We start from the raw sequence: 26,404 nt of genomic DNA on the forward strand, positions 1-26,404 counted from the left end.
TCTCGCGCCGTGTCCGACCGCTGGTCAGTGCCAGCCTGACCGCTTCGCGCCGAAACTCTGGCGTCGGTCTGTTTCCGCTTCCCATTGAACACCTCCTGGTTCCTCAGTTGGTGCTCTCCACATTTCCCGGGCAAGTCCAAGGCGGTGAAGAATGACATAGCCACCGGCACCAATCTTGTGCCGCGCTGAGCAACCCGGTACCTCGTATAAAACCACTGCCAGAAAGGCCCTCTGAGATGACCGCTGCTGACCCGATCACCTGTCCCGTTTGCGCTGGTCAGACGTATGAGGTACTGGGCCCCTACCGGTCCACGACAGTGTCGCTTGGCAATCGCGACAAGGTCGAGTGCAGCGCCTGTGGGATGGTTTTTGCGGCCCCGGTTCCAGATGAGGCACTGTGGGATGCCTACAACGCGGACTACTTTCAGGAGGCCCATGGCGGCGCGACCGAGGCACCTCAAGCAATCCTGTTTCGCAAAGCTATTGCACATGTGCGGTATGCCTTTGTCAAACAGGCCGCCACACAGATGGGTCTGGAGCTGAAAGCGGTTCTGGAGGTTGGTGCGGGCCATGGCGAATTCATGGAAGACGCGCTGCGCGATACGCCCGGCCTGTCTTATACCGTTATCGACACCGACAAGTCGGCTCTGGCCGCGCTGAAGGCCAAGGGTGGACAGCCCGTCACGGATTTCGGAGTCGTGCCCGCCACATCGCAGGACCTTGTGGTGCTCAGCCACGTGCTTGAACATACACGTGACCCGGTTGGGTTCCTGCGCGCCTGCTCCAAGACACTGCGCGCGGGCGGGATTGTCTATGTCGATGTTCCTTGTCTCGATTATCTCTACAAAGACATCGACGAGCCGCATCTGTTGTTCTTTGATCGCCCGTCCCTGGAAAACGCCCTATCCAACGCCGGTCTCAGTCTCCAAGATATCGGCTATTTCGGTGCGCTTCATGCGGATATTCGCACCGAGATACGACGGCCTCGCGCGCTGCGGCTGGCCCGCAGACTGGGCTCGCTTGCCACCAGCTGGAGCCTGCCCCAAATGCCCCTCGCCGAACGTGCGGTCATTGCGGGTTTCGCGGCTCAGAAACGTCAAGAGGGGCCGGCGCGATGGTTGCGGGCGATTGCGCGCAAATGAAGGGCTCCAATCCGTCTGTCAGAAGGGAAGATGGTCAGGAGATGTGGCTGGGGAAAGCTAATCTGCCAGGATACCCTTCGTTGAAATCGAACTTGCGGACTGGACCAAGGTAATGGATATTCGGCTAGCTGGGGTACTTGCGGGCTATCACGTGTTCTCCCAGTACATCATTTAGCACCAAGGCGAATCGATTTTGCATATATTATCTGCCTCGTCTCGTTCGCAATTTTCGAATGCCTTTGCGCACTCGTCGGCACAGGTCTACATAAGACATTTGGTAGAGTATGTAGCGCGCCAATGGGCAGTATCGGGTGGGCGTCTCAACACCTTCCGGCCCGGTTTCTTTCCCACCATATGGAACCGCGAGCATTTCATAACACCTGAACGAGAGGCCGCGGCCTTGGGTCATACATCGATGAAACGCTACGGAGGAGTTGCCGAATTGGTTGGTGCCTTTATCTGGTCTTTTTCGAACGTAAAGAACTTCGTAAGAGAGGCCGAAGTCGCATTTGACGGCGGTTACTCCGCCATGACGATCTGAGGCGCGGCATGGCTGGAACCGTAGCCATCACAGGGGCGAGCCGAGGCCTCGGTCGCGATCTCGCCGTTGCATTTGCGGCGGCAGGTTGGTCGGTGTTCGTCGGCGCCCGCACGGAAAGTGGTATTCAAAACGCCGCTCACGGGATCTGTTTCGTGGCCATGGATGTGCGCGAGGAGCAAGAACATCACAAACTGGCGGCGCAAGCAATTGAAGAAACCGGGAGACTGGATTGCTACATTAACAATGCCGGAGTGTCGGCATGGCGTCCCATCGAACGCATTGATGAAGATTTTTTGGACGAAATGCTCGCAGTCAACCTCAAGGGTGCCTTCTGGGGGTGCAAGGCTGCCGCTGCTCGCCTAAGCGCAAGCGGCACAATTCTCAATATTTCGAGTTTGGCTGCCAAACGTGGAACCATCAACAATTCTGCCTACTGCGCGGCAAAGTTCGGCATAACAGGCCTGACCCAGTCCATGTGCAAAGAGCTTGGGCCACGCGGAATTCGTGTCAATGCACTATGTCCAGTGTTGGTACGCACTCCGGGCCTAATGAGCGCCCTTGCCGAGAACGACGCACCTGCTGCGGGCGATCCGGACACCTTTCTTGACCAGTTCCGGCAGACTCAGACGGCTTTAGGTCGTCTGCCTGAAGGGAATGAGGTTGCGGCGTTAGCTCTGTTTTTGACATCTCCCGCGGCGTCCGCGATCACCGGGCAAAGCATCAATGTGGATTGCGGAGTTTTGCCGCAGTGACCGATAAACAGCGAATCATTGGGGTTATTCCGGCGCACCTCGCTTCGGTTCGTTTCCCGCGCAAAATTCTTCACGATTTTGCTGGATTGCCGATGATTGAGCATGTCCGCCGTCGAGCAAAGCTTGTTCAAGGGCTAGATGATGTAATCGTGGCTACTTGCGACGATGAAATCGAGGCGGCGATAACGGCATTCGGGGGATCGGTGGTCAGGACAGGCAACCACCACCGCAACGGCACTTCACGCGCTTCTGAGGCGGTCATCGGAATGGATTGTTCTCATGTCGTTCTATTGCAAGGTGACGAGCCGCTCCTACTACCGCGCCATATCGAGGCGTTGATCGTGGAAATGCGGGCGCGACCTGAGGCCGATGCTTGGAATGCTACCGGGCAAATTCAGTCCGACGAAGAACTTGATCGGCATTCCTTTGTGAAGTGCTCGATCGGCGCCAACGGTCAGATATTATACTGTTTCCGGAGATCGCCATCGACCGCTTCCACGGAAGTGCAAAAAAGCTATATACGAAAGATACTTGGCCTTTTCGGGTTCACCCGTGGCTCGCTGCTCGCGGTCTCGTCAGCCCAACCCTCAGTGGTTGAGCAGCGAGAGTCCATTGAACAGATGCGTATTATTGAAATGGGCGGGCTGTTACTGTCAGTCCCAGTTGACATCTCTCTTCCATCGGTCAACGAGCCACATGAGGCTGCGATTGTCGAAGAACGATTAATAACTGATCCCGAACAAAAGGCGCTGCTCGCCGAGATCGGTGTTCGGTAGTGCCCACAGTTCTTGAGGCGCACCCTGACTTGGCCCGCGTGCGCCTGCTCAGCTGCGATGTGGACGGAGTTTTGACCGACGGGGGACTCTACTACGGAGCCGAGGGCCAAGAAATGCTTCGGTTCAATGTTCTGGATGGTCTTGGTTTGCAGAAACTGATGATTGCTGGTTTGACCGTCGTTATCGTCTCGCAAAGCGAGAGTCCTATTATTACTTCGCGCGCCAGAAAACTGGGAATCTCACATTGCCTGACTGGGATCGACTGCAAACGCGCGCCGATTAAGGCACTTGCCGACCGAGCGGGGTTGTCGCTAGCCGAGGTTGCGCACATTGCCGACGACGAAAACGACCTATCCCTTCTACGGTCCGTTGGCGTGGCAGTCACGGTGCCGAACGGCTTGGCGAAGGTTCAAGCGGTTGCAAGGTTCGTTACGCGAGCGCACGGCGGAAACGGAGCGGTTCGCGAATTAGCAGAGGCAATCTTGTCATCCCGCGTCCATTTTGGTGCGGACCCCGGACATTCATGTCCCTAGTAGGCCTGTTTAGCGTAAGCGCGGACCGGACAGATCTAGGTGCTTGAGCACCGGAGGATTCTTGGACTACGCGTTGACGATCCGCACCCTGTTGCTGCCGGATACGTCATCGGCCAGGACAGCCCCGCGAAGTTGGATGAGGTCGCAGGACTGACGGCGCGGGATATTGCTGGCACGGCGCTGAGCATAGCACAGATGCGCTTCGGGGTCATCACGGGCTAAAGCCGAGGTGCGGCAGGCTTGTGCTGCACCGTTAGTCGACTTAAGGGATTTTCGAATGCACGCAGACCAGCCTCACGGGTCCTCAAGTCAAAAGCCGAAAGTGGTTCTTCGGGTCCTCCTATTTTGCGCCTTCGCTCTGCTCAGCACCTCACCAGGTGGGACCGTATTCATGGCGCTCTTTGCGTTGCCCGCGCTCTACTTGGTCCTTACGCGGCAGTGGTGTCTCGTTTCTGACGCACTTTCCACCCTCCTTTGCGTTTCAGGGTACGCTATGCTCGTTGTGGTGGACCTCCTGAACGGCGCACCAGCTTCCGCACTTAAGGGGACCGCGATAAACTACCTGCCGATCTTGGCGATCCCTTTTGTCGCGACTGGTGTCAGCAATCTGAGGATATCGTCAAAGGACATTGATTTCGGATTCAAACTAGCGGCATACGTCGCGATTGCTACGGGATCGTTCAATTACCTCACAGCCCTCGATTCCGCGGAAGAGACGGTATCGAGAGGGATCAATCTCAACCAGATCCCCTATGGATTTATCTGCGGGGCACTGAGTGGCCGCTTTCTCGCGGTCTCGATAAAGGGAGTAGGATTCCGCCTAGCACATGACCTGACTATCGCTGTAGCCTTGTTTGTTGTCGTCGCACTGACCTTCAGCAAGCTCGCTTGGGCTTCATCCCTGACAATTATCTTCTGCGTATTGGCTCTGAATGTCTCGATAAGATTTCTGCCCCTATTGGCAATCGGGTTCGTCGCGACGACGGCGGCTTTTCTGGCGCTGTTCGCGATCTTCGTTCCCGCAGCCTGGGTCGAGGTCACTAATTTTGCGGACGCCCTGAGAACACTCTCGCAGACTGGCTCTTCAGACGACGGATCAGTGGGCAGTCGTTTGCTGCTGTGGCAACTGGGCCTCACGGTTTTTACGGAGAACCCGATCCTTGGCGTTGGGCTGAACGCGGTCTCAGCAGAGGCACTTGCGGTTGCCCAAGATACTGCAGCAGATCGCACTGCCTTGGTTGGCACATTCTCACATCTCCACAACGATATTATCGTTCATCTGGCTGCTTTTGGCGTATTTGGTGCGATCTTCGTGCTAGGGTTCTTCTTGTTGATCTGGCGGACCGCACGCGAAACCAGTCTGGAGGGCCACCAGGTATTCCTCTGGTCTCTCATCCCGGGAACACTTGTATACATGAGCGCTGATGTTGTCTTCAACATGGACGCAATCACTGCAGCCTTCGCGCTAATCCTTGGGACGTCGATGTCCAGCCGAAGACGCAGCTAAACCTCACCCCTTCGCAACGGCTGCGAAAATCCGGTCCGTGTGTTCTTCGAGGTAGATCCGCAGCCAGGGCGTGAAGCGGTCCGGCCAGCGGCGGACTTCGGCGGCAAGGTCGTGGAGGTCGATCCAGCGGGTGTCGCAGACCTCGGCGGGGTCGGGGCCGAGGCGCAGCGTTTCGGTAGCCTCGGCGACGAAGATGTCCACCACCTCGTGTTCGGTCAGCCCGCCGCCCACGTCAGCGCGGTATTCGACGCGGTCGCGGAAGACGGGGGAGAGGCCGGTGATGCCAAGTTCTTCTTTCAGGCGGCGGACGGCGCAGGCACTAGCGTCCTCGTCCCATGCGGGGTGGGTGCAGCAGGTGTTCGCCCAGAGGCCGGGAGTGTGATATTTGCCGAGCGCGCGGCGCTGGATCAGCACGCGGGTCCCGGCCATCACGAAGACCGACACCGCCTTGTGCTTGAGGCCGCGCTGGTGGACCTCCAGCTTTTCGACCGGGGTCAGGGTGCCGTTGACCCAGGCCGGGATCATGTCGGTCATGTGTAGGCGGCAGGGACCAGCCGTGTCAGGTGCGCAAGGTTCTTCAGCCCGATCTTGATGTGCGCCATAGGGCGCGCCGCGACGAGCTTTTTGTTCATATAGGCCTCGAACGTCAGCTTTTGAACGTCGACATCGTGACACAGGGACACGAAGCGTTCGCGCCTCTCATCCGATTTGTAATAGGCGTCCTGCATCGAGCGGAGCACCTTGAACACCGTCTTGTGCTCTTTCATGAACAGCTTGCGGGCCAGCATCAGATCCTTCGCGCGCCCGGTGGTCAGCGCGGCCTGCACGGCGGTTGCCGCGACGCGGCCCCCGACCATCGCGTAATAGATACCTTCGCCCGAGGACGGTGCCACGACGCCCGCGGCATCACCCGCCAGCACCACGTCGCGGCCGTTGTCCCATTTGTCGAGAGGTTTCAACGGGATCGGCGCGCCCTCCTTGCGGATCGTTTCGCAGTCGGTCAGCCCGCTTGCGGCGCGCAGGGCGGTGGTCGCCGCTTTCAGGTCCACGCCATCCACGCCGGTGCCCATGCCGACAGAGGCATGCGCGCCGTGGGGGAACACCCAGCCGTAGAAGTCGGGGCTGATCTTGCCGTCATAGATCACATCGCAGCGCATCGGATCGTAGATCGCGGTCTTGGCGGGGGCGGCGATGATCTCGTGGTAGGCGATGACGTAGGGGATGCGGTCGCCGCCGGGCACCTCGGCGCGGGCGAGGTTCGAGCGGGCTCCATCGGCGCCGATGACATATTTCGTGTGCAGGCGTTCGACCGATCCGGTGACCTTGTCGCGGTAAACGATGGTGGTGTGATCCTCGGCGTGTTCGATGCTCTGGAACGTGCCGGTGATCCGGGTCGCCCCGGCCTTTGCCGCACGGTTCCGCAGGAATTCGTCGAAATGCTCGCGGTCGACCATGCCGACAAAGCCGTTCTCGATCGGGATGTCGACGGCGCGCTGCGTGGGCGAGATCATCCGCGCGGTGGTGATCTTGGCGACGATCTGCGCATCCGGGATGTCGAAATCGGCGATCAGGCGCGGCGGGATCGCGCCGCCGCAGGGCTTGATCCGGCCGGCCCTGTCCAGCATCGCAACTATGCGGCCCGAGCGCGCCAGATCCTCGGCGGCGGTGGCGCCTGACGGGCCTCCGCCCACGACCACGCAATCGTAGATCATCGTCATTCTCCCGGAACGAGGGGGAGGGCGGGCATTTGCCGACCCTCCATGATGCGCAGCGCCATGACGGCGGCGGCAAGGAACAGGGCGGCTTCGATCAGGAACACCGTGCCGAAGGCGGTCGCGTCGGGCAGGCCAAGCCGCAGGACATCGACAGCCGCCGCACCGGCAAGGCCGCCGAACCCGGCGGCGATGGCCTGCGCCGCGCCCCATAGGCCCATGCGCGTGCCTTCGCGGCGACCGCGTCCTTCACCGGCCAGTGCCATCATCGACCCGATGGCCGCGACCGCAAACATGCCGTTGAACAGGCCGAGCGCGACGACGGCGGGCACGAGCGGTGCGCCGGGGCCGAATGAGCCGATAATAGAGATTATGGTAAGCGTTCCCGCCGATCCGATGCAGCCTGCAATGACCCAATTGCGCAAGGAGCCGAACTTGAATCCCGTTGCCGCGATGCCGACGATCAACATTCCAAGGAACACGCCACCATTCTGTGCGCCCGACAAGCTGGTGGATTGCCCGGGCGTAAAGGCGAACACGCGTCCCGCATAGGGTTCAAGGATCAGTTCCTGCATGAAATACGCGATCATCGACAGGAACACGAAAACGGTGAAGTTGCGCGCCTTGGGTTCGGCCCAGATCTCGGCAAGTCCCTCGCGAAACGGCAGCGTCTCGGGGTCGCGGTCGATCTTCAGGCCGCGTTCGATGCCCCAGGTTGCCAGAACGGTCAGCAGCACGGCACCGCCCGCAACCGCACCGACAATGCCAATCAGCCGCGCGGGACCGTACGGGTCCAGCATCGCGCCCACGACGCCAGCGGTCATGGCGATGCCGAAGATCATCATCAGCCAGGTGATCGTCGCGGCCGCCGCCCGGCGACGCGGCTCTGTCGCGGTGGCCAGAAGCGCCAGAAGCGACGTGCCGGATGCTCCGACGCCCAGCCCGATCAGCGCATAGGCGACCACGGACACGGCAAGGCCGAGGGCAAAACTGCTTTCGATCAGCACGACACCCGCAGCGGCGCCAAGCCCGCCAAGCGCCAGCACGATCATGCCGCCGATGATGAAGCGCGTTCTTTGCCCGCCGGTGTCCGACCGGAAGCCCCATTGCGGCCGCGTGATCTGGATGCCGTAATGCAGCGCCACAAGCAGCCCCGGCAGAACGGCGGGCAACGCCAGCTCGACCACCATAAGCCGGTTGAAGGTCGACGTGGTCAGCACCACGATCGCCCCAAGGCACATCTGCACGAGGCCGAGGCGAACGATCGACAGCCAGCCAAGCCTCATGGCAGCACCTCGAGCGACCGGATCGCGAAGGCCGAAACCATCATGCCCGCGACATAAAGCACGACGCCTGTGCCGTTGTACCAGGGCGCCTTGGCCTTGGGGTCGCGCAACAGGACCCGCATCGCGGCAAGCTGCGCCAGAACCAGCGCTATGACCGCAAGCGCGTGCAGCGGACGGTCCCACAGGAACAGCAGGCAGATGACGACAAGCTGCGGAACCGCCATGCCGATGCAGGCGATCCGCGCGGCAACCTCAGGCCCTTCGGTCACGGGAAGCGAGCGCACGCCGGTCTGGCGGTCACCCTCCAGCGCCTTGAAATCGTTGAGCGTCATGATCCCGTGTGCCCCGAGCGCGTAAAGCGTGGCAGTCAGGATCACCGGCGCGGCGGGGGCGCCCTGCGCCAGAACGGCGGCACCGGTGAACCAGGGCAGACCCTCATAGCAGAAACCAACCAGCCCCGGCCCCCACCAGCCCGACCGCTTCAGCCGGATCGGTTTCGCCGAATAGGCCCAGGCCGCGATCACGGCGGCGACGGTGGCGTAGAAGCCCCATGTGCCAAGGAACGAGCCGAGCCACAGCGACAGCGCCGTCATGGCGAGCGCGATATACAGCCCCCAGCGTCCCGGAATGCGCCCTGACGGGATCGGGCGGTGTGGCTCGTTGATGGCGTCGACGTGGCGGTCGCACCAGTCGTTCGCCGCCTGGCTCATCCCGCAGACGACCGGCCCGGCCAGCACGATGCCCAGCACCACCAGCCCCCAGCTCGACCACGGCGACACGCCCGAGGAGACCACGCCGCACAGATACGCCCACATCGGCGGGAACCATGTGATCGGCTTTATCAGCTCCAGCGCGGCGGCGGGCTGCGGAAATCGGCGGGGCTGTATTTGATCGTAGACACTCATGTGTCAATCAAACATGACACTTTTCCCAGAGGCAAGGATTCTCTGTCAGGCAAGCCCATGTTCAACAGTGTTGGCAACTGTTGAACATGCTGCTATGTACAACACCAGTTCGGAGTGTTGAACATGATCCGCCGCCATTCTGCATTGGTGCACGCCGCGTATACCGATCTGCGCTCGCTGCTTGAGGACGACGCAGGATCTGGCCTCATCGGAACCGCGACGCGGGTCGAGCGTGGCGGCCGGGTCTATTGGTATGACAGCTACCGCGTCGGAACCGACGTGCGCAAACGCTACATCGGCGAGGACAGCGACGCGTTGCGCGCCCGCCTCGACCGCGCGATGGACCTGCACGCCGCCACCCGGTCGCGCGACAAGGATCGCGCGCGGCTGGTCCGCCTCTTGCGCGCCGAGGGTGTCATGGGTCTTGATCCGACGACCGGCAGCCTTGTCGCGGCTCTGGCCAAGTCGGGCGTGTTCCGGCTGGGCGGCACCATCGTCGGAACCCATGCCTTCCGTCTCTACGAGCTTGAGTTGGGCCTGCGCTTCGGCGTCGACGATGCCGCCCAGACCGACGATCTGGACATCGCCAGTTTCGAGCGCCTTTCGCTGGTGCTGGACGACCACGCGGAACCGCCGGTCACCAGCGTGCTTGCCGATTTCGCCTTTGATCCCGTGCCCGCGCTCGAGCCCGGGACGACATGGCGCTGGCGGCAGACCAAGGGCACGGCGCTGGTCGAATTCCTGACCCCCGCCTTTGGCGAGGAAGGCCGCCGCCCCCTGCCCGCGCTTGGCGTCAGCGCGCAGGCGCTGCATCATCTGAACTACCTGATCGCAGAGCCGATCACCGCCGCTGTTCCCTACCGGTCCGGTGTCCTTGTGCAGATCCCGAGGCCCGAGCGATTTGCGATCCACAAGCTGATCGTGGCCGACCGGCGTGAGGGACGCGACAGGCTCAAGGCGGAAAAGGACCGCAGGCAGGCGGCGTTCCTGATCCCCGCGCTGGCCGAGGATCGCCCGGGCGATCTTGCCGAAGCCTATGAGGATGCCCTGTCGCGCGGGCCGAAATGGCGCGCCCGGATCGCCGCGACGTTGGCGCGGCGCCCGGACCTGCGCCGGTATCTGGGGCCCTGATCTCACCTGCTTCGAACCGTCAGAGCCGACGCTCAATTTATGTGGGGGCTCAACGCGGACGACGGGCGGTATCGATCACCTCAGCGACGACGGCAAAAATGCCACAAGCCGCCAGAGACGCGCGCTGGGGCCATACGGCAGATCGTTCCGACTTGTCTCTCAAGACAATGAATGCATCACATATTTTCGTTGGGGCAAATTTTCGTTCTGCCGTGCGTCCCGGCCCCTCAAAATCCCTGCCCGCTCATGGGACCATCGCTTCAGGAAAGTTTCCCATGCGCCTTGTTCATGCGTTTGCCTGCTCGTCCGTCCGTCAGTCCGGTATTCGCCAGCGCAGCCTGCGCGGCCGGTGCCGCCTTGGCCGCGCGACGGAACTTGTGTTCGTTATGGCGACGGGGCTCACGCTGGCGCTGGCCGCTCCAGCGGTCGCGCAAACCACCACCTATACCAACAACCAGATCAACAACGATGCACTCAGCACAGATCCAGCCGGGATCACGCTGACGGTCAATGGAATGGATTTTGCCGAACAGCGGGGAATTGTCTCGGGCGGCGGCGGGGTAACCAAGGCGGGAAGCGGTCGGTTGCAGTTGGCGGGCGTCAATACCTACATGGGAGCAACGGTCGTGAGTGCCGGATCGCTTTCGGTGAATGGAAGTGGAAGGCTGGCATCGACCAATATCAGCATCGCGGCTGGTGCTACTGTGGTCACGGATGGCGGTTCTTTTGCCAGCGGTTCGGTGATCGAGAACGCGGGCACCTTTCAACTCCTTGGTGGCTCCGAAAGTATCGCCAGACTGTCGGGAGCAGGCGCTGTGGGCCTTCGTGACGGCACACTGACCCTCACGTCCGGCACCTCCCAGATCGATGGCACAATAACCGCCATAATCGGAGGGCGGGTGGTGGTCGCAAACGGCAGTACGACGACGCTGTCCGGGACGAACACGTTTGCAGGGGCTTCCTTAACCAGCGGCGAGCGGGGCGGGATCACGGTCGGCGGTGGCGGCGCCGGGACGGCGACACTGATCCTTGCGTCCGGCGGGGCGGCTGGGGGTGCGGCAGGACAGATCACCACCGTTGGATCGGTGATCGGCTATACCAACGGCGTGAACATGGCCACGCCCATCGTCCTGAACAGCAACGACACGCAGCTACAGGTGCTCGCAGGCGCGAGCGCGACGCAATCCGGCGCGATCTCGGAAACCGGCGGCGCGCGGGCGCTGGAGAAGATCGGCGCGGGCACGCTGACGCTGACGGGGACCAACACCTTCAGCGGCGGGCTGGCGATCAACGCGGGTGTCGTTCGGGTGGCCAACATCCAGGGCGTGAACACTGCGCTGGGGGCCAATACCGGGCGGGTGACCGTGGCATCGGGTGCAGTGCTGGAGCTCACCGGAGATGGCACCAACTTGAATCCGATCACGATTTCCGGGATCGGAACCGGGTCGGGCGCCATCCTGATGAACGGCTCGAACAGCAGCCTGAACGGTGGGATCATATTGGCGGCGGATGCGACCATCGGCGTCAACGCCGGTATCCTGAACATCGGCCTTCCGATTACCGGAACGTCGCAGACACTCACTTTTTCGGGCGCGCAAATTAAGTTCGTTACCGGGGCCATCGAGACCGGCACGGGCGGTGTCATCAACACCGCTGGCGATCTGTATCTGACTGGGACCAACACATACACCGGCAAGACCATCGTCAATGGTGGACGCATCATTTTGCGCGGTGGCAGCGCGATTACGGATACGGGCGAAGTCGAGGTCAACGCGGGCACACTGTATGTCGATGCCTCGGAGACGATAGGTTCGCTGTCCGGTGCCGGAGCCCTCTTCATCAATTTCAACAGGACGCTCACAACCGGGGGGAACAACGCCTCGACAACCTTCTCGGGCAATGCCACGGGCAATGGCGGTGCGTTGATCAAGCAGGGCACCGGCACCTTCACCCTGACCGGGACCAACACCTACCGCAACGGCACCACCGTGTCGGCGGGCACGCTGGCGGTGTCGGGGGGTGCTGCGCTGGCCGACACCGGCGCGGTCACCGTCGAGGCCGGGGCGATCCTGCGGTTCCTGTCCAGCGAGACGACCGGCACCCTGACCAACCGGGGCAAGGTGGACCTGTCGGGCGGGGCCATGACGCCGGACACCGTGGTGACCGTGGCGGGCAACTATTCCGCCGCCTCGGACCTGATGATCGACGTCACGCTGGGCGATGACACCTCGGCCAGCGACCGGCTGGTGGTCACGGGGGCGACCGGCGGCCTGACGAACGTGCATGTGATCAACAGCGGCGGCACCGGCGCGCAGACCACCAACGGAATTCTTGTCGTCGATGTGCAGGGCGCGTCGAACGGGACGTTCACGCTGGCCAATGGCGATGTTGCCCTGCCCGGCGGCGAGACCGGCCTGTCCGCCGGAACCTACGTCTACGTGCTGCGCAACGTGGGTGGCGACTGGGTCCTGCAATCGGAGTTGCGGCCGACGAACGTGGTGTTCGAGGCGCTGCCTTCGGCGCTTCTGGGCCAGATGCAGGCGGGCAGCCATTCCCAGCGGATGGCCGGGCGGCAGATGCTGACACAAAGCGGCGGCGCGGATGTCGGCCGGGCCACGCTGTCGTTCCAGAACATGCCGCGAGCGGCTGCGCTGTCGGGCGCCTGGCTGACCCTGCGCGGCGCGCACTTCGACGTGACACCGGGCCAGTCCGGCACCGGCTTGTCCTATTCCCAGACGACATGGCGGATGCAGGCCGGTCTTGATCTGGTGCTGGCAGACGGCGCGGGCGGCGTGCTTGTCGGCAGCGCGAGCCTCTTTGCGGGCGGCGGCAGCCTCGATGCGACCTCGACACTCGGGGGCGGCACCGTCTCGAGCGATGCGCGCGGCGTTGCACTGACCGCGACATGGCTTGGCGAGACGGGGTTCTATGCCGACGCCCAGCTGGAATACAGCCAGTTCGACAGCGCGATCACCTCGCGCACGGCTGGCGCGCTGGCAAGCGGCGTCGGCGGCACCGGCTACCTCGCCTCGCTTGAGGTCGGGCAGGCGTTCACCTTGCAGAACGGCCTGACGCTGACCCCGCAAGCGCAACTGTCCTGGGCCGAGGTGCAGATGAACAGCTTCACCGACAGCACCGGCGCCACCGTCGCGGCGGGCGCAAATAACAGCCTGAAGATGCGCTTCGGCCTTGCGGCAGAGCGGTCCTGGACGTTTGGCGGCGGCGCGGACGCAACGGTCTACGGCATCGCCAACGTCACCCACGAGCTGCAGGGCGCCAGCCGCGTGCTGGTCAACGGCACCGCGCTGCAAGCCTCCGCGCCGGACTGGACCGCCGAGTTGGGCATCGGCGGCTCCTACGACTGGCAGGAGGGCGGGCGGCAATCGTCGCTCTACGGCGAGATCACCGCATCGCGCGCCATCTCGGGCGGCAGCCTGTCGGGCCTGTCCGGCGCCGTCGGCCTGCGCATGACATGGTGAGGGCGATGCTGAAGGCGGGATCGCAAACCTGGCACCCTTTCAGGAAATCGTCCGCCCGCAGGCGCAAAGGTTTTGACTCGCTGACGCTGCGGAAGGACACTTAATCCATTCTTTCCGGGTTTGCGGAGACGGATCATGCCCCGGCTCTCTACGGCGACTGTCCTGATTGCATTGTCATGCCCCGGTCTTGCGGCCGGTCAGGATCTCGTGGGTTTTGACCGCGCGAGTTTCGGCAAGGTGGTGCTGTCGCAGGCGCAATCGGGGTTTCCGCAGGTCCAGCTTGAATCCGCGGTCGGCAACTACAACAATGAATCGATCCAGAATTATTCCCCCGGCAGCATCTTTGCGCAAATGGGCCGGTCGGTCGGACGGCTCGATATCCTGACCGATGCGGGGATCTTTCCCTGCACCGCCTTCATTGTCGATGACACGCATCTCTTGACGAATCATCACTGCGTTCCCGGCATCCTCGACAACCCGCAAACCGGGGCGACGCGGATCGAGGCGGTGCAATTCGTCGCGGGTTACACCCGGCAAGGAGTCGAGGAGGGCACCGAGCGGTTCGTGGTGAACCCCGCTCCGGTCGAAGCGCACAGGGACCTCGACTATGCACTTCTGGAAGTGACCGGCAATCCGGCGGCGCGGTTCGGAAGCCTCGCGTTGTCCGACCGCATCGCCGAGGGCGGCGATCCCTACTGGGTCATCGGGCATCCAATGGGCGAAGCGCAGCGGATCAGCCGAGAACAATGCCGCGCCAATGTCCCGCCGCTGTCGGGCGGAGAGTTGCTGCACACCTGCGACACGCTGCCGGGCAATTCCGGCTCGCCGGTGATCGATGCGTCGTTGCAGCGTGTCGTCGGGCTGCATCACGCCGGATCGAAGCGGGACAGCGTGAACTTCGCGATCCCTATGGCCTCGATCCTTGAGAGGTCTTCGGTGTTGCGGGCGGCGCTCGATGCACCTGAGGCCCCTGCCCCGCTGTCAGCCTGTGACCGGATCTTTGCCGAAGCGAAGGAAAGCGGCGCCTGCCATGCCTACGAGGCGATGCAGAGTGTCTGCGCGGGCGATCCGATGGCGGCGCTCGCCACTGCCTTCATTGCGCGCAACTGCACGGCAGAGGCGGTTGCAGTGCCTGCGCCGCCAGTTGTTGCGGCACCGCGGCCTGTCGCGGCGCCTGTTGCCGCGCCAAGCGCGGAGCCGGACGGCGATCTTGCGGCCTTGAAGGCCGAAGAGGCGCGCCTTGCGCGGCAGTTGAACGACGCGATCCGCGCGCTCAACGTGGCGACGATCCTGGGCGACAAGGCAAAGATCGACGCCGCCCGTGCCGACGTTCGCGCGGCCGAGGTGGCGCTGAACGGCGTGACCAACCGGATCACCCGGCTTGATCTGGCCTCCGCGATGCAGACGTTCAACGATCAGGCGCGCGGGCCCGGCATCGACTGGGAACACGGTCAGGTGCGCGCCGACATCCTGCCGCCAGCCAAACCCGGCGATGCAGACCCCTATGCCGATGCCGCACTTGCTGCCGGGCGTCTTGCCGCGATCACCGAAGAACGGCTGACCCTCTGGAACACGCAGACCAACGCTGTGGTGCTGGATCTTGACCTGTGCTGCAAGAAGCTGAAGTCCGTTGCCCTTTCACCCGATGGCCGCTGGATCGCTGTAGGGACCGAGTTCAAGCGGGTCCTCATCTTCGATGCCACGGGCGCGCAGGTCGCGGATTTCGAGGCGCATGGATCGTCCGTCACGGCGCTGGCGTTTGCGCCGGATGGTGCCCGTTTCGCCAGCGCCGCGAGTGACGGAACGTTTCGCATCTGGGCGGCAGACGGCGAGCACATGACAGAGATCGCCGCCCATGCGCGCGGTGTGACGGACCTTGCCTTTGCCGCTGACGGCACGCTGTTCACCACGTCCTATGACAAGACTGCAAGGGCCTGGGACACGGCGACCGGGCGGCAGATCGGCCAGTTCGAGGGGCATACCCAGTTTCTTCTGGCCGCCGGGATCAGCGCGGACGGCAAGACCCTGATCACAAGCAGCAAGGACGGCACGCTGCGCATCTGGGAAGTGGCAACAGGGCGGGAAACCGCCGCGCTCTCGGTCAGCGGTGCGGCGGTCACGGCGCTGGCCCTGTCGCCGGATGGCCGGACACTGGCAACCGGCGATGACGACGGCCTCGTGCATCTGTGGGACATCGCGGCACGGCGCATTGTGCGAACTTTTTCACAGATTCCGTTCAGCGTTGCCGCTACGGTATTCAGCGAGGACGGAACCACTTTGGCCGCCGCAGGGGGAAGCGCAACAGCAGCGCTGTTCCACGCGGCGCGCTAGACGAGACAAGCTGCCGGGCAAACCCCGGCGCAATGGAACCTTTGGGGAGGGACCATGACGATCAGATACCTGGCACTGGCCGCGACCGTGTTGATGCCGCAGCTCGCCGCTGCGCAGGACCTTGTGGGCTTCGACCGCGCGAGTTACGGCAAGGTGGTTCTGTCGCAAACGCAGTCCGCCCTTCCCGGCATGGAATTCGAACTGTCGGTGGGCAGCTACAACAACGAGTCGATCCAGAACTATTCCCCGGACAGCGTCTTTGCGGTGATGGGCCGGTCGGTGGGGCGGCTCGATATCCTGACCGATGCGGGCATCTTTCCCTGCACGGCCTTCATCGTCGACGACCGGCATCTTCTGACCAACTACCACTGCGTGCCGGGTGTCATCGACAACCCCCAGACCAAGGCGACCCGCATCGAGGCGGTGAAGTTCGTCGCGGGATACACGCAGCAGGGCGTCGAGGAAGGCACCGCCAGTTACACCGTGAACCCTGTCCCGGTCGAGGCGCACAAGGATCTCGATTATGCACTGCTGGAAGTGCTGGGTGATCCGTCGGCCGACTACGGCACGCTGCGGCTCAGCCCGCGCGAGGCGAAGGGGGGCGATCCCTACTGGGTCATCGGGCATCCGATGGGCGAGGCGCAGCGGATCAGCCGGGAACAGTGCCGCGCCAACGTGCCGCCGCTGTCAGGGGTGGAACTGCTGCACACCTGCGACACGCTGCCGGGCAACTCCGGCTCGCCGGTGATCGACGCCTCGCTCCAGATGGTGGTCGGCCTGCATCATGCCGGATCGAAGAAGGACAGCGTCAATTTCGCGATACCGATGGGGCTGATTCTTGAACGCTCGTCCTATCTGACGGCCGCGCTGGACTCGCCTTCGGGCGAGCGCCCCGGCGCGGGCACCCGGACGGATGCGCCGGTGGACCCCGGCAGCGCCGAAGTCGCCCTGTGCGACAGCCTTTATCAAGAGGCCAAGACCTATGCCGCCTGCTTTGCCTATCGCGCCTATGCCAACCAGTGCGACGGGCATCCGTTCGTCGGGTTCGCGCGGGCCTACATGGACGACAACTGCGGCGGCGCGCCTGCCCCGTCCGGCGGGACCGAGACGGCAGCGACGACCAAGACCACCCCGCAGCCGCAATCGCAAACACAGCCCCCGGCGCAGACCGGCCCGCTGCGCCCCTGGTGCGCGAATGGCAGGCTCAATGCCACCGAGGCGACGATCTGTCAGGACGCCTACCTTGCCGGTCTCGATGGGCAGCTTGAAGCGGCCTACAATGCCTCTTGGAAGCATGGGCCGACCCAAGCCTACTGGCTCCGCAACACCCGCGACGCCTGCGGCACCGACCGCTCCTGCATCGCCTCCGCCGTCACCGCACGCATTTCGGTCCTCAAGGCCGAGGCGATCGAGAAATCGGGCGGCTCGGGTGCCGCGTCCGGCACCGACTACGTGCTGTCGAACGATCGCTGCTACATCACCGTCGCCTCACGGCAGACGCTGGACGAGGCGCGCAGTTTCGTCTTCGGCACGCTGGCCGATCCCGACAAGGTGCGCATCTTCCAGTCGAACAACGGCTATTACGGCATCACCTACGGCATCGCCCAGCTTGGCACCTCGGACTGGATCCTTTCGCAGTGGAAGGCGCAGGGGCTGATCCCGCAGGACAGTTATTGCTCATCCGGCAGCAATTTCGTCGCCGAAGTCGCATGGTCCGAAGGCGGCGACTCCCCCGCGCCGGAGCGCATGTATGTCGACAACAACGACGACGGCGGCCTGAACGTGCGCACCGGCCCGGGCACGAACTATGACTATTTCACCGAACTGGAACCCGGCACCGAGGTTGAGATCATCGGCGGCGCCGGAAGCTGGTCGAACATCCGCTTTCAGGGCGGCACGCAGGGCTGGGTCTATACCCCGCTGCTGACATCGGCGCGGCCCTATGTGCGCCAGTGCTGGGGCAACGTCGTCAACCTTGGCGCGCGCAACACCTACAACGCCGCCACCGGCGCCGGGTTCCTGTCGGTGCGCAGCGAACCAAACGCCCGCACCGGCGAAAAGCTGACCGAGCTCTATGCCGGCGACCGCGTCAAGGTCCTGGCGCGGCGCAGCGGCTGGGCGCGGGTCTATTGCGTCTCGGGCGCGTGCGAGCGGCCCTATTTCGGCGACCCCGGCGCCAAGGGCTGGTCCTCGGAACTTTATCTGTCGATTTCCTGCTCCTGAGCATTGCACGGAAGGTCCTTGCCATGATCCGCTTTCTTCGCCCCCTTGCCCTGTCGCTGATCGTGGCGGGCAGCGCGGCCGCCGCAAATGACGCGATGCCCCTGCCCGCAGATGCCACCCCGGATGAGGCCGCGGCCTATGCCGTGCTCGACAAGCATTGCGCCCGCTGCCATCAGGACGGCGCGCTCAAGGATGGGCTGACCAAGGCGAAATCCGGCTTCGGCCATGTGCTCGACATCCGGCGACTGGCCGAAGACGCCAAGTTCGTGACCCAAGGCGAGGCGCGCGCGTCCAAGCTGCATACGGTGATCGGGCCCTACAGCTTTCCCTCGATGCCCGACGACTGCACCGAAGATGCCTGTTTCCCCGCGCCCGACGAAATCGCCACCATCGGCGCCTGGATCGACGGGCTGAAAGACGCTGCGCCGCCGCCGCGCAAGTTCCTGCCCCTGCCGGATCTGTTCGCGATGGCGCATCAGGATCTTCTGGCCCAGCCCACCAACCGCCGCGACCGCGTGCGCTATCTGTCGCTGCGCGTCCTGCACAACGACCAGAACGTGAGCCTTGCCAATCTCGATGGATACCGCGCCGCCACGGTCAAGCTGCTGAACGCGCTCAGCTGGAACCCGGTGCCGTATCAGCCGCAATGGGTCGACGAGGAACAGACCCTGATGCGGGTGTTCCTGCCTGATCTCGACTGGGACGCCGCGACATGGGAGCGGCTGGCAGAGGTCTATCCCTACGGCATGACCAGCCCGACCGATCCCAACTTGCGCCCGCTGCAATCGCTGGCGGGAACCGGCGTGCCAGTGCTGCGGGCCGACTGGTTCGCCGCTACCGCCCCGGTGTCGCCGCTGTATTACGACCTCCTCGGCCTGCCGGACACGGTTGCTGGGCTGGAGGCGAAACTGGGCCTGAACATGCTGCGCAACATCCGCGACGAACAGGTGGTGCGCGCGGGATTTCAGGATTCGGGCGTGTCGACGCACAACCGCCTGATCGAACGGCATCCGCTGGGCACCGGGTTCTTCTGGACCTCGTATGATTTCGCGGGTTCGCAGGGGCGTCAAAGCTTCTTCGAATACCCGCTTGGCCCGGTCGAGGCCTTTGGCGAAACCCACGCCTTCCTGCATGACGGCGGCGAGTCGATCTTCACGCTGCCGAACGGGTTTCACGCCTATTACCTCAACACTGCCGATGGCGTGCGGCTGGATGTCGGCCCCACCCAGATCGTGCGCGACGACGACTATACGGATGGCACCGGCGAGGTGGTGAATGGCATTTCCTGCATCTCCTGCCATTCCAAGGGCATCCGCCTGAACGAGGACCGGGTGCGCGATGTGGCGATGGCCGACCTGTCGCTGCCGCCCGACGTGCGCCAGACCATCGATGCGATCTATCCCGGTCAGGACGAGGTCGCGCGCTGGATGGAGCGTGACACCCAAGCCTTCCTTGGCACACTCGCCTCGGCGGGCCTTGACCCCGAGATCAAGGCCGGCGGGCTGGAGCCGGTGCGCGGGCTGTTCGTCTACCATGTCGATCTGTTCGTGAACTTCGCGCAGGCCGCGAACGAACTGGGCCTGACCGAAGACGAGTTGCGCGCCCGCGCGGGATTTGTCGGCGCGGAAATGGCCAGCCTTCTGCTGCGGCTCGACCAGTCACCGATTGCGCGCGACGAATGGACGGCCGTCTATCCCGCCATGCTGGAACGGGTGACGGATTATCGCCCGCTGCCGCACCGGGGACAGGGTTCGGCGGATCTCAGCTATTCGGTGGCGCAAGCGGTCGGTGCCGATTACCAGCCGCCCGCACAGGACGCCGGATACGATCCCGCCGCCCACAGCCTGCCGGTGTCCGGCCACCTGACCGTCTACACCGACAAGCCCACCTACAAGGTCGGTGAGGGCCTCAAGATCATCGTCGAGCCGCGGCAGGATTGTCGCCTGACGCTCATCAACATCGACGACCAGCGGCGGTCCTGCGTGCTATATCCGCACCCGGGCCTGCCGGATGTGCCGATCAAGGGCGGCACGCAATATGTGTTTCCGCCGCAAGGGTCGCTTCGGACTTCGGCGCCGGGGGTCGAGACGATCCTGGCCATCTGCAACGCCGCCGACGCGGCGATCGCGGACGTGCAGCGCGACACCAGCCGGGTGTCCTGCGACGCCTCTGCGCGCAGCGTGGACTATGACGCGATCACCTATGACAGCGTGGTGAACGAGGTGCTGGCGCTGGATTTGTCATCGGACGACAGGACGGCGGGCAACGGCACCACCTATCGCGCCTTGTCCTCGCAAAATCCCGATGTCGCCAAGGCGCAGGTGTCGGCCACCGTGACGGAGTATTGAGCCGATGCGCGCCATTGTCCTTGCTGCCCTGATCGCCCTGCCCGCCGCAGCGCAGGAGAGCGAGATATTCATTCCCGGACAGACCACAGCACCGGTGATCGATGCCGCCCCGGCCAACGCGCTGGCGAACTGCCTTGCCAATCCGTCCGCCGCGACCTGTACTGGCGCCGGGGCCGCGCCCGAGGGGCGCACCTTCGAGAACGCGGGCGGCGGATCGGACATAACCTTCGAGACGCTGATCCTCGATCTCAACGCCGACACCGTGACCGCCTCGCCCGCGCCGCCGCCGGAGACGCCCGACTACGCTGCACCTGTGTCGACGCGCGCCACGGTCGCCCTGCCCTCGGTCGCCATCACCATCGAGTTCGATTTCGACAGCGACCGCATCCGGTATGACCAGACGCCAAAGATCGCCAGCCTGATCGAGGCGTTCCGCGATCCGGCGCTGGCAAGCTACGCCTTCGCCGTGATCGGCCATACCGACGCGAGCGGATCAGACGCCTACAACTGCGATCTGTCGCGCCGCCGCGCGGCCAGCGTGACCGGCACGCTTCTGGCGAACTATGTCGAAGTGTCCCTCACGCCGGTCGGCTTCGGCGAGCATGTGCTGAAGAACACCTACGACCCGAACGCGCCCGAGAACCGCCGCGTCACGTTCCTGCGCCTGCCGGTCGATGCCTCGGCGGTGCTGGCGACCGCAGCATCGGTGTGCGGCGGATACTAAGGAGCGTCGGAAGATCCCCCTCACGAAGGCGTGAGTTTCGAGTCACATCGAAACACTCGGCGAGGTTTCGCCGTGCCTAACGCACAGCCTTGGAACCCTTGGGAGATCAAACCATGAAAAGAACGCTTGTTTCCGGCGCCACCGCCTTTGCCCTGTCCGCCGGCCTCGCCAATGCCGCCGCGCATGAGGCCGCAAACCCCATGGTGGGCGGCGCCGAGATGTTCGCGGACCGCAACATCATCGAGAACGCGGTGAATTCGCCGATCCACACGACGCTCGTCGCTGCCGTCCAGGCCGCGGGGCTGGTCGAGACGCTGCAGGGCGAAGGCCCGTTCACCGTTTTCGCGCCCACCGATGATGCGTTTGGCAAGCTGCCCGACGGCACCGTCGAAACCCTAGTGATGCCCGAGAACAAGGACATGCTGACCGAGATCCTGACCTGCCACGTCATCGGCGCGGCCGCGATGTCGGACGCCATTGGCGGCATGATCGCCGACGACAACGGCGCGCACCCGGTCGAGACGCTGGGCGGCTGCACACTGACCGCCCGCATGGACGGTGACATGATCACCCTGACCGACGAGCAAGGAAATGTGGCCACCGTGACCACCGCCGACGTCAAGCAGTCCAACGGCGTGATCCATGTGATCGACACGGTGATGCTGCCCGCTGCCGAAGAGGCGCCGATGGAAGAGGCCGCGATGGACAGCGACATGTCCGACGAAGAAATGGCGATGGTCGATGATGTGCCCCGTGTCGGCGGCGCCCCGATGTTCCCCTCGCGCACCATCGTCGAGAACGCCGTGAACTCGGCAGATCACACCACGCTGGTTGCTGCCGTGCAGGCGGCGGGCCTGGTTGACGTGCTGTCCAGCGAAGGCCCCTTCACCGTCTTCGCGCCCGTGAACGCTGCATTTGACGCCCTGCCCGCAGGCACGGTCGAGACCCTGCTGCAGCCCGAGAACAAGGACACGCTCACCAAGGTGCTGACCGCGCATGTCGTCGCGGGCACGCTGACGGCAGACGAAATCCGCCGCCAGGAACGCGCCTCGCGCGATGGGTTCTACCACCTGACCACCATTTCGGGTGACGCGCTCTCCGCCCGCGTGGTGAGCAGCGGCAACATCTACATCTACGACGAAAGCGGAAACGCCTACGTCCTGACGCAGACAGACGTGATGCAGTCGAACGGCGTAATCCACGTCATCGAAGGCGTGCTTCTGCCGAAGTAAGCACTGGCCTCTGGTCAAAGCATTGGACCCCTCCGGCAGAGGCCGGAGGGGTCTTTTTGTTGCGGCAGAGAAGCGGATAGAAAAACTCAAGCGCGTGGCGCCAAGCTGAGCGCTGAAGCGCAGTAGTACGTAAGAATGGCCGCAAGGGCACTACCTGCACAAGCAGGCATGATGTTCATGTTCTGCCCCTGAGAACTGGTCTCTGCCGGGACATTCGGCAATCGCCTCGGCACATGCGCCTTCGAGGCTACCGCTCTGATCCAAAACCGAAAAACGCAAGACATCATCCTGAATCGCAAGAAAAAGGCACCCATCTCTGGGTGCCTTTCTTCGTCAATGGTCAGTCGTTCAGCTGGTCAGCCCAGTTTGGCGTCCATCGTAATCTCGGCTGTCAGCAGCTTGGAGATCGGGCAGCCTTCCTTGGCTGCGGTCGCCGCTTTCTGGAACGTCTCGTCGTCTGCGCCCGGGATCTTCGCGGTCACGTCGAGGTGCACCTTGGTCACGGCGAAGCCGCCGTCCTTCTGCTCCAGCTCGACGGTCGCCGTTGTCGCGATTTCCTCGGCGGTCAGGTCGTGCTGGCCAAGGATCATCGACAGCGCCATCGAATAGCATCCCGCGTGCGCCGCGCCGATCAGTTCCTCGGGGTTGGTGCCGGGGGCGTCTTCGAACCGGGTGTTGAAGCCGTATTTCTGGTCCTTCAGCACGCCCGACTGGGTGCTTACAGTGCCGGCGCCGGTCTTCAGATCGCCGGTCCAGATGGCAGAGCCCTTGCGTTTCATGTCGTCTCCTCAAAGATGCTTCAGACTTACGGACCAGATAGTCTGGAATTGCCGATGGCAACCATCAGGTTGCGAAAGTGGTGGCAATGCCCCGGTCCAGCATTGCGTCGAGCGTCTTAGGATCGCATCCGGATTTTCGGCGCGCGATCAGGCCCAGCACCAAGGTAAGCGCGAAGGAGGCCGAGGCCGCCGGGTCGAGCGCCCCGATGGCCCTGTAGCACCGTTCGAACTGGTCCTCGATCAGGCGGAAATGTTCCGTGACGATCCCATCGACAACGGGATCCACGGGCGCGAGTTCCATGTTGCAGTTGGCCAGAAAGCATCCGCGCCGCCCGCCTTCGGGGTCGACGGCCTTGCGTGCCATGTCATGAACCGCGGTCGCGGGATCGGGCGCGGCCCTGCGCGTGGCCTCCAGGCCCCGGATAATCTGCGCCGCGTGAAGCCGCAGCACATGGTGCAACGCCCGCTGCTTGGAGCCGAAGAACGAATAAAAGCTGGACCGCGACAGCCCCGCCTTGGCGATCAGGCTGTCGAGGGTCGTGGCGAAATACCCGTTCTCCCAGAATACGGCCGTGACGTCGCGTATCGCCTGTTCGGCGCTGTATTCTCGTGGCCGGCCGGGCCGGACGATCTGGGGGAGTGTTTCATTCATGTGAGGGAAGCGTCCTCAGGGAATGCTAGTGCAGCTTCACGTCCGGGGGCCAAGGGACGGGCGCGGCTGTGCCGGTCAGCTGCTGTCCTTGTTCACGAGCCCATACTTGCGAAGCTTCACATAGAGCGACTGGCGCGAAAGTCCCAGCATCTCGGCGGCCGCGACGCGGTTGTTCCGCGTGAGTTCCACGGCGGTCTCGATGCACATCTTCTCGACCACGTCGGTGGTCTCGGCGACGATGTCCTTGAGGCTGGCGCTGCCGACCAGCTCCATGACCGACTTCATGCCTTCGGCGTTAGCGGTCATGCCGGGACGGCGCAGCGCATCGACGCGGCTGGCATCGCGCATCACGAAGGCAAAGCACGGGCTGGCCCGGTCATTCAGGTAGGTCGCCGAAATCTCGACGGAGACCTGAGCGCCGTATTCGCCCGACAGCTTGGTCGCATAGAGCCGCATCTGGCCGGACCGCGACGCGTTGTCGGTCAGGACCTTCAGATCGACGGCGCCGCGCGCGAGGTAATCGGACAGCGATTTGCCCTTGGCGTTCGACAGATGCGCGACATCGGCGAGGTTGAGGAAGGATTCGTTGGCCGACAGGATGATCCCCGAGCGGTCGGTAAACACCATGCCGTCCGCGCCGTCCTGGAACAGCGATCCAAGGTTCTCGGCCAATTGGTCGGACACGCCCTCGGTGCCGTCGGCAGTCTCGATCCGGCACAGCAGCAAGCGCTCTCCGGCGGCGCGGAACACGCTGGGCGTGACCAGCAGCTTCTTGCGGGACCGTCGCGCGGTCAGATCGATCGGCTGATCCGAATCGGCGATGGCGGCGCTGGTCAGGTTTTCGAGGAACTCGCCCCGTTTGCGGCCTTCGAATTCCTGCGCAAAGGCGGCGCCCAGAAGATCATCGCGGCTGCCACCGATCTGCAGCGCCGCGGCCGCGTTCAGATCCGCGATGCGGCCCGAGGCGATGTTGACAAAGACCATGGCATCGCGTGTCGCTTCCATCAGGACGCGGTAGCGGGTGTCGAATTCGCGCTTGGCCTCGTAGTCGCGCTCCAGCGCCATCTGCGCCTTGACCAGCTGTTGCTGCATCTCGGCGATGGGGCGCAGGTCGCGGCCAAGCATCAAGAGCGCGCCGTCAGGCCCGATGGAGTGGAACGAATAGCGCACCGGGAATTCCCAAGTGTAGCTGTCCGAATGGTTCAGCTCGATCGGGCGACCTACGAATTCCCCGCCCGAGATAGCCCCGAGCCGGGATTCAAGCTTGGGCACCGATTCCACCGTCAGGACATCGCGGATATCGCGGCCTTCCCAATGGTCGAGCCGACCGTAACTAGCATGTGCGGGATTGATGAGAACCGACAGGATCTTGCCGACATCCGAGATCACGATGGCCACATCGGATGCGGTCGCGATGATGTCGCCCAGAAGATCGGGAGCAATCAGGGGAAGGGAACCGCTGGACCAGTATCTGGATCCGCGCGTCGTCATGCCCTCACCCGGTGGGCCCTGAATTGTGGTGCTGTCATCTGTCAGCGCCTCTCGGTACGACCGGAGCCGTGTTGGGAAGCCATCAGACCGCAAAGGCGCAGAGCCTCGTCAAGATCGTTCGTCGCATGATCAACACCGGTGCGGTTCTTCAGCTCGGCCTCACTTATATGGGTAAGGGACGCGCCGCCCGCAACCAGTGGCACGCCATAACCCAACGACATCCGCAACTTTATGACCAGCTGCGCCACGACATCAAGCTTTTCGCCCTGCGGAACGGTGACAAATGCCGCATCGTAGTTCGCTGATTCGGCGATATCCATCATCGCCCCGTCGCTCTGGCCGATGCACAGGCGCACCGACACACCGGCGCGGCGCAGGCGTCCCACCACGGCGACGGCGCCAAGTGTATGGTATTCATCCTGCGGCACCACAACGAGAGCGGACACCGCGCAGCCGGACTTAACCGACTGCTTCTCGCCCAGCTTTTCGTTCACGTCGCGCAACATCGCCTGAAGCCTCGAGGTACCGATGGTGACATCTGCGAAACTGGTGGTGTCCACACACCATTCATCGCCAAGAAGTCGTGCGGCGGCAGGCACATAGACATCGACGATGGCCTCGTCCGGCACCCGCGCCTTGCGCAGCAGCGCCAGCGCGAAATCCTGCTGTTCAGGCCCCGGACCCCGGATCGCATCGCAGAAGCTGGCAAGAAGATCACTGTCGACCGCCTGCGGCCCGCGCCCTGTTCGGGACACCAGAACATCCAGAACCCGGAAGGCGAGCGACTCGACAGGCTGTCTAATTGGCGCTGTCTGACGCGGCTTTGCAAAGTGCTTGCCGTCAGTCATGGCGAATTCCTC

The 26,404-nt window shown here is 63.5% G+C and carries 21 protein-coding genes and 1 pseudogene; 14 read left to right on the top strand and 8 right to left on the bottom strand.

Annotated features, from left to right (window positions below):
- Positions 1–236: 236 nt before the first annotated feature.
- The 6 genes from KTJ87_RS17510 (at position 237) to KTJ87_RS17525 (ending at position 5,251) form a co-directional block, all read left to right on the top strand.
- Positions 237–1,142, top strand: coding sequence for a class I SAM-dependent methyltransferase (locus KTJ87_RS17510; protein ID WP_267140451.1), 906 nt, complete (start codon positions 237–239; stop codon positions 1,140–1,142).
- A gap of 190 nt (positions 1,143–1,332) precedes the next feature.
- Entirely contained in the window at positions 1,333–1,683 is a 351-nt protein-coding gene (locus tag KTJ87_RS18170; protein ID WP_407650514.1) for an SDR family oxidoreductase, read from the top strand.
- 8 nt (positions 1,684–1,691) lie between these two features.
- A complete protein-coding gene (locus KTJ87_RS17515; RefSeq protein ID WP_267140452.1) occupies positions 1,692–2,435 on the top strand; it encodes an SDR family NAD(P)-dependent oxidoreductase in 744 nt (247 codons plus the stop codon).
- A complete protein-coding gene (locus KTJ87_RS17520) occupies positions 2,432–3,211 on the top strand; it encodes a cytidylyltransferase domain-containing protein (RefSeq protein WP_267140453.1) in 780 nt (259 codons plus the stop codon). Before KTJ87_RS17515 ends, KTJ87_RS17520 begins: the two co-directional genes overlap by 4 nt.
- A gap of 38 nt (positions 3,212–3,249) precedes the next feature.
- On the top strand, positions 3,250–3,744 hold the full coding sequence (locus tag KTJ87_RS18175) for a KdsC family phosphatase (RefSeq protein ID WP_407650515.1): 495 nt from the start codon (positions 3,250–3,252) through the stop codon (positions 3,742–3,744).
- A gap of 391 nt (positions 3,745–4,135) precedes the next feature.
- The gene (locus KTJ87_RS17525; RefSeq protein ID WP_267140454.1) at positions 4,136–5,251 is read left to right on the top strand and encodes an O-antigen ligase family protein; all 1,116 of its coding nucleotides are present in this window, start codon (positions 4,136–4,138) and stop codon (positions 5,249–5,251) included.
- Positions 5,252–5,254: 3 nt separating this feature from the next.
- Here KTJ87_RS17525 and idi read toward each other — a convergent pair whose 3' ends face one another.
- The 4 genes from idi to chlG are packed head-to-tail and all read right to left on the bottom strand — an operon-like array spanning position 5,255 to position 9,154.
- Positions 5,255–5,785: an isopentenyl-diphosphate Delta-isomerase gene (gene idi, locus KTJ87_RS17530; protein ID WP_267140455.1), complete on the bottom strand. Its 531-nt coding sequence runs from the start codon at positions 5,783–5,785 to the stop codon at positions 5,255–5,257.
- Positions 5,782–6,963 carry a geranylgeranyl diphosphate reductase gene (locus tag KTJ87_RS17535; RefSeq protein ID WP_267140456.1) on the bottom strand — a complete coding sequence of 394 codons (1,182 nt, stop codon included), beginning with the start codon at positions 6,961–6,963 and terminating at the stop codon, positions 5,782–5,784. Before KTJ87_RS17535 ends, idi begins: the two co-directional genes overlap by 4 nt.
- Positions 6,964–6,965: 2 nt before the next feature.
- Positions 6,966–8,249, bottom strand: coding sequence for a BCD family MFS transporter (locus KTJ87_RS17540; RefSeq protein WP_267140457.1), 1,284 nt, complete (start codon positions 8,247–8,249; stop codon positions 6,966–6,968).
- On the bottom strand, positions 8,246–9,154 hold the full coding sequence (gene chlG / locus KTJ87_RS17545; protein ID WP_267140458.1) for a chlorophyll synthase ChlG: 909 nt from the start codon (positions 9,152–9,154) through the stop codon (positions 8,246–8,248). The genes KTJ87_RS17540 and chlG overlap by 4 nt, the downstream gene beginning before the upstream one ends.
- A gap of 123 nt (positions 9,155–9,277) precedes the next feature.
- Between chlG and KTJ87_RS17550 the strand changes: the two genes are divergently transcribed.
- The 8 genes and pseudogenes from KTJ87_RS17550 to KTJ87_RS17585 all read left to right on the top strand — a co-directional run bounded on the left by KTJ87_RS17550 (position 9,278) and on the right by KTJ87_RS17585 (position 22,622).
- Positions 9,278–10,285: a nucleotidyltransferase family protein gene (locus tag KTJ87_RS17550; RefSeq protein ID WP_267140459.1), complete on the top strand. Its 1,008-nt coding sequence runs from the start codon at positions 9,278–9,280 to the stop codon at positions 10,283–10,285.
- 275 nt (positions 10,286–10,560) lie between these two features.
- Positions 10,561–13,764: an autotransporter outer membrane beta-barrel domain-containing protein gene (locus tag KTJ87_RS17555; protein WP_267140460.1), complete on the top strand. Its 3,204-nt coding sequence runs from the start codon at positions 10,561–10,563 to the stop codon at positions 13,762–13,764.
- Between the two features lie 135 nt (positions 13,765–13,899).
- A complete protein-coding gene (locus KTJ87_RS17560) occupies positions 13,900–16,095 on the top strand; it encodes a trypsin-like peptidase domain-containing protein (RefSeq protein WP_267140461.1) in 2,196 nt (731 codons plus the stop codon).
- A 54-nt stretch (positions 16,096–16,149) separates the two neighbouring features.
- Positions 16,150–18,318, top strand: coding sequence for a trypsin-like peptidase domain-containing protein (locus KTJ87_RS17565; RefSeq protein ID WP_267140462.1), 2,169 nt, complete (start codon positions 16,150–16,152; stop codon positions 18,316–18,318).
- A 23-nt stretch (positions 18,319–18,341) separates the two neighbouring features.
- Positions 18,342–20,666, top strand: coding sequence for a DUF4384 domain-containing protein (locus KTJ87_RS17570; RefSeq protein WP_267140463.1), 2,325 nt, complete (start codon positions 18,342–18,344; stop codon positions 20,664–20,666).
- A gap of 4 nt (positions 20,667–20,670) precedes the next feature.
- On the top strand, positions 20,671–21,390 hold the full coding sequence (locus tag KTJ87_RS17575) for an OmpA family protein (protein WP_267140464.1): 720 nt from the start codon (positions 20,671–20,673) through the stop codon (positions 21,388–21,390).
- 113 nt (positions 21,391–21,503) lie between these two features.
- Positions 21,504–22,061 (top strand): annotated as a pseudogene (locus tag KTJ87_RS17580) (fasciclin domain-containing protein); the annotation flags it as partial.
- Positions 22,062–22,091: 30 nt separating this feature from the next.
- On the top strand, positions 22,092–22,622 hold the full coding sequence (locus tag KTJ87_RS17585; protein ID WP_267140483.1) for a fasciclin domain-containing protein: 531 nt from the start codon (positions 22,092–22,094) through the stop codon (positions 22,620–22,622).
- A 356-nt stretch (positions 22,623–22,978) separates the two neighbouring features.
- Here the strand turns inward: KTJ87_RS17585 and KTJ87_RS17590 are convergent, their stop codons facing one another.
- From KTJ87_RS17590 to KTJ87_RS17605, 4 genes are all read right to left on the bottom strand, one after another.
- Complete coding sequence (locus KTJ87_RS17590; RefSeq protein ID WP_267140465.1) at positions 22,979–23,401, bottom strand: OsmC family protein; 423 nt, start codon at positions 23,399–23,401, stop codon at positions 22,979–22,981.
- 64 nt (positions 23,402–23,465) lie between these two features.
- Positions 23,466–24,053, bottom strand: coding sequence for a TetR/AcrR family transcriptional regulator (locus KTJ87_RS17595; protein ID WP_267140466.1), 588 nt, complete (start codon positions 24,051–24,053; stop codon positions 23,466–23,468).
- 75 nt (positions 24,054–24,128) lie between these two features.
- Entirely contained in the window at positions 24,129–25,544 is a 1,416-nt protein-coding gene (gene ppsR / locus KTJ87_RS17600; protein ID WP_267140467.1) for a transcriptional regulator PpsR, read from the bottom strand.
- Between the two features lie 41 nt (positions 25,545–25,585).
- Entirely contained in the window at positions 25,586–26,392 is an 807-nt protein-coding gene (locus KTJ87_RS17605; protein WP_267140468.1) for a cobalamin B12-binding domain-containing protein, read from the bottom strand.
- Positions 26,393–26,404: the final 12 nt, after the last annotated feature.

The organism is Anianabacter salinae, from assembly GCF_019061145.1.
Lineage (GTDB): Bacteria > Pseudomonadota > Alphaproteobacteria > Rhodobacterales > Rhodobacteraceae > Anianibacter > Anianibacter salinarum.

What these genes read in the sequence shown, in the direction of transcription:
- KTJ87_RS17510 (WP_267140451.1), top strand. Translation starts at nt 237, where the DNA reads ATGACCGCTGCTGACCCGATCACCTGTCCCGTTTGCGCTGGTCAGACG.
- KTJ87_RS17515 (WP_267140452.1), top strand. Translation starts at nt 1,692, where the DNA reads ATGGCTGGAACCGTAGCCATCACAGGGGCGAGCCGAGGCCTCGGTCGC.
- KTJ87_RS17525 (WP_267140454.1), top strand. Translation starts at nt 4,136, where the DNA reads ATGGCGCTCTTTGCGTTGCCCGCGCTCTACTTGGTCCTTACGCGGCAG.
- idi (WP_267140455.1), bottom strand. Translation starts at nt 5,785, where the DNA reads ATGACCGACATGATCCCGGCCTGGGTCAACGGCACCCTGACCCCGGTC.
- KTJ87_RS17535 (WP_267140456.1), bottom strand. Translation starts at nt 6,963, where the DNA reads ATGATCTACGATTGCGTGGTCGTGGGCGGAGGCCCGTCAGGCGCCACC.
- KTJ87_RS17540 (WP_267140457.1), bottom strand. Translation starts at nt 8,249, where the DNA reads ATGAGGCTTGGCTGGCTGTCGATCGTTCGCCTCGGCCTCGTGCAGATG.
- chlG (WP_267140458.1), bottom strand. Translation starts at nt 9,154, where the DNA reads ATGAGTGTCTACGATCAAATACAGCCCCGCCGATTTCCGCAGCCCGCC.
- KTJ87_RS17550 (WP_267140459.1), top strand. Translation starts at nt 9,278, where the DNA reads ATGATCCGCCGCCATTCTGCATTGGTGCACGCCGCGTATACCGATCTG.
- KTJ87_RS17555 (WP_267140460.1), top strand. Translation starts at nt 10,561, where the DNA reads ATGCGCCTTGTTCATGCGTTTGCCTGCTCGTCCGTCCGTCAGTCCGGT.
- KTJ87_RS17560 (WP_267140461.1), top strand. Translation starts at nt 13,900, where the DNA reads ATGCCCCGGCTCTCTACGGCGACTGTCCTGATTGCATTGTCATGCCCC.
- KTJ87_RS17565 (WP_267140462.1), top strand. Translation starts at nt 16,150, where the DNA reads ATGACGATCAGATACCTGGCACTGGCCGCGACCGTGTTGATGCCGCAG.
- KTJ87_RS17570 (WP_267140463.1), top strand. Translation starts at nt 18,342, where the DNA reads ATGATCCGCTTTCTTCGCCCCCTTGCCCTGTCGCTGATCGTGGCGGGC.
- KTJ87_RS17575 (WP_267140464.1), top strand. Translation starts at nt 20,671, where the DNA reads ATGCGCGCCATTGTCCTTGCTGCCCTGATCGCCCTGCCCGCCGCAGCG.
- KTJ87_RS17585 (WP_267140483.1), top strand. Translation starts at nt 22,092, where the DNA reads ATGGACAGCGACATGTCCGACGAAGAAATGGCGATGGTCGATGATGTG.
- KTJ87_RS17590 (WP_267140465.1), bottom strand. Translation starts at nt 23,401, where the DNA reads ATGAAACGCAAGGGCTCTGCCATCTGGACCGGCGATCTGAAGACCGGC.
- KTJ87_RS17595 (WP_267140466.1), bottom strand. Translation starts at nt 24,053, where the DNA reads ATGAATGAAACACTCCCCCAGATCGTCCGGCCCGGCCGGCCACGAGAA.
- ppsR (WP_267140467.1), bottom strand. Translation starts at nt 25,544, where the DNA reads ATGACGACGCGCGGATCCAGATACTGGTCCAGCGGTTCCCTTCCCCTG.
- KTJ87_RS17605 (WP_267140468.1), bottom strand. Translation starts at nt 26,392, where the DNA reads ATGACTGACGGCAAGCACTTTGCAAAGCCGCGTCAGACAGCGCCAATT.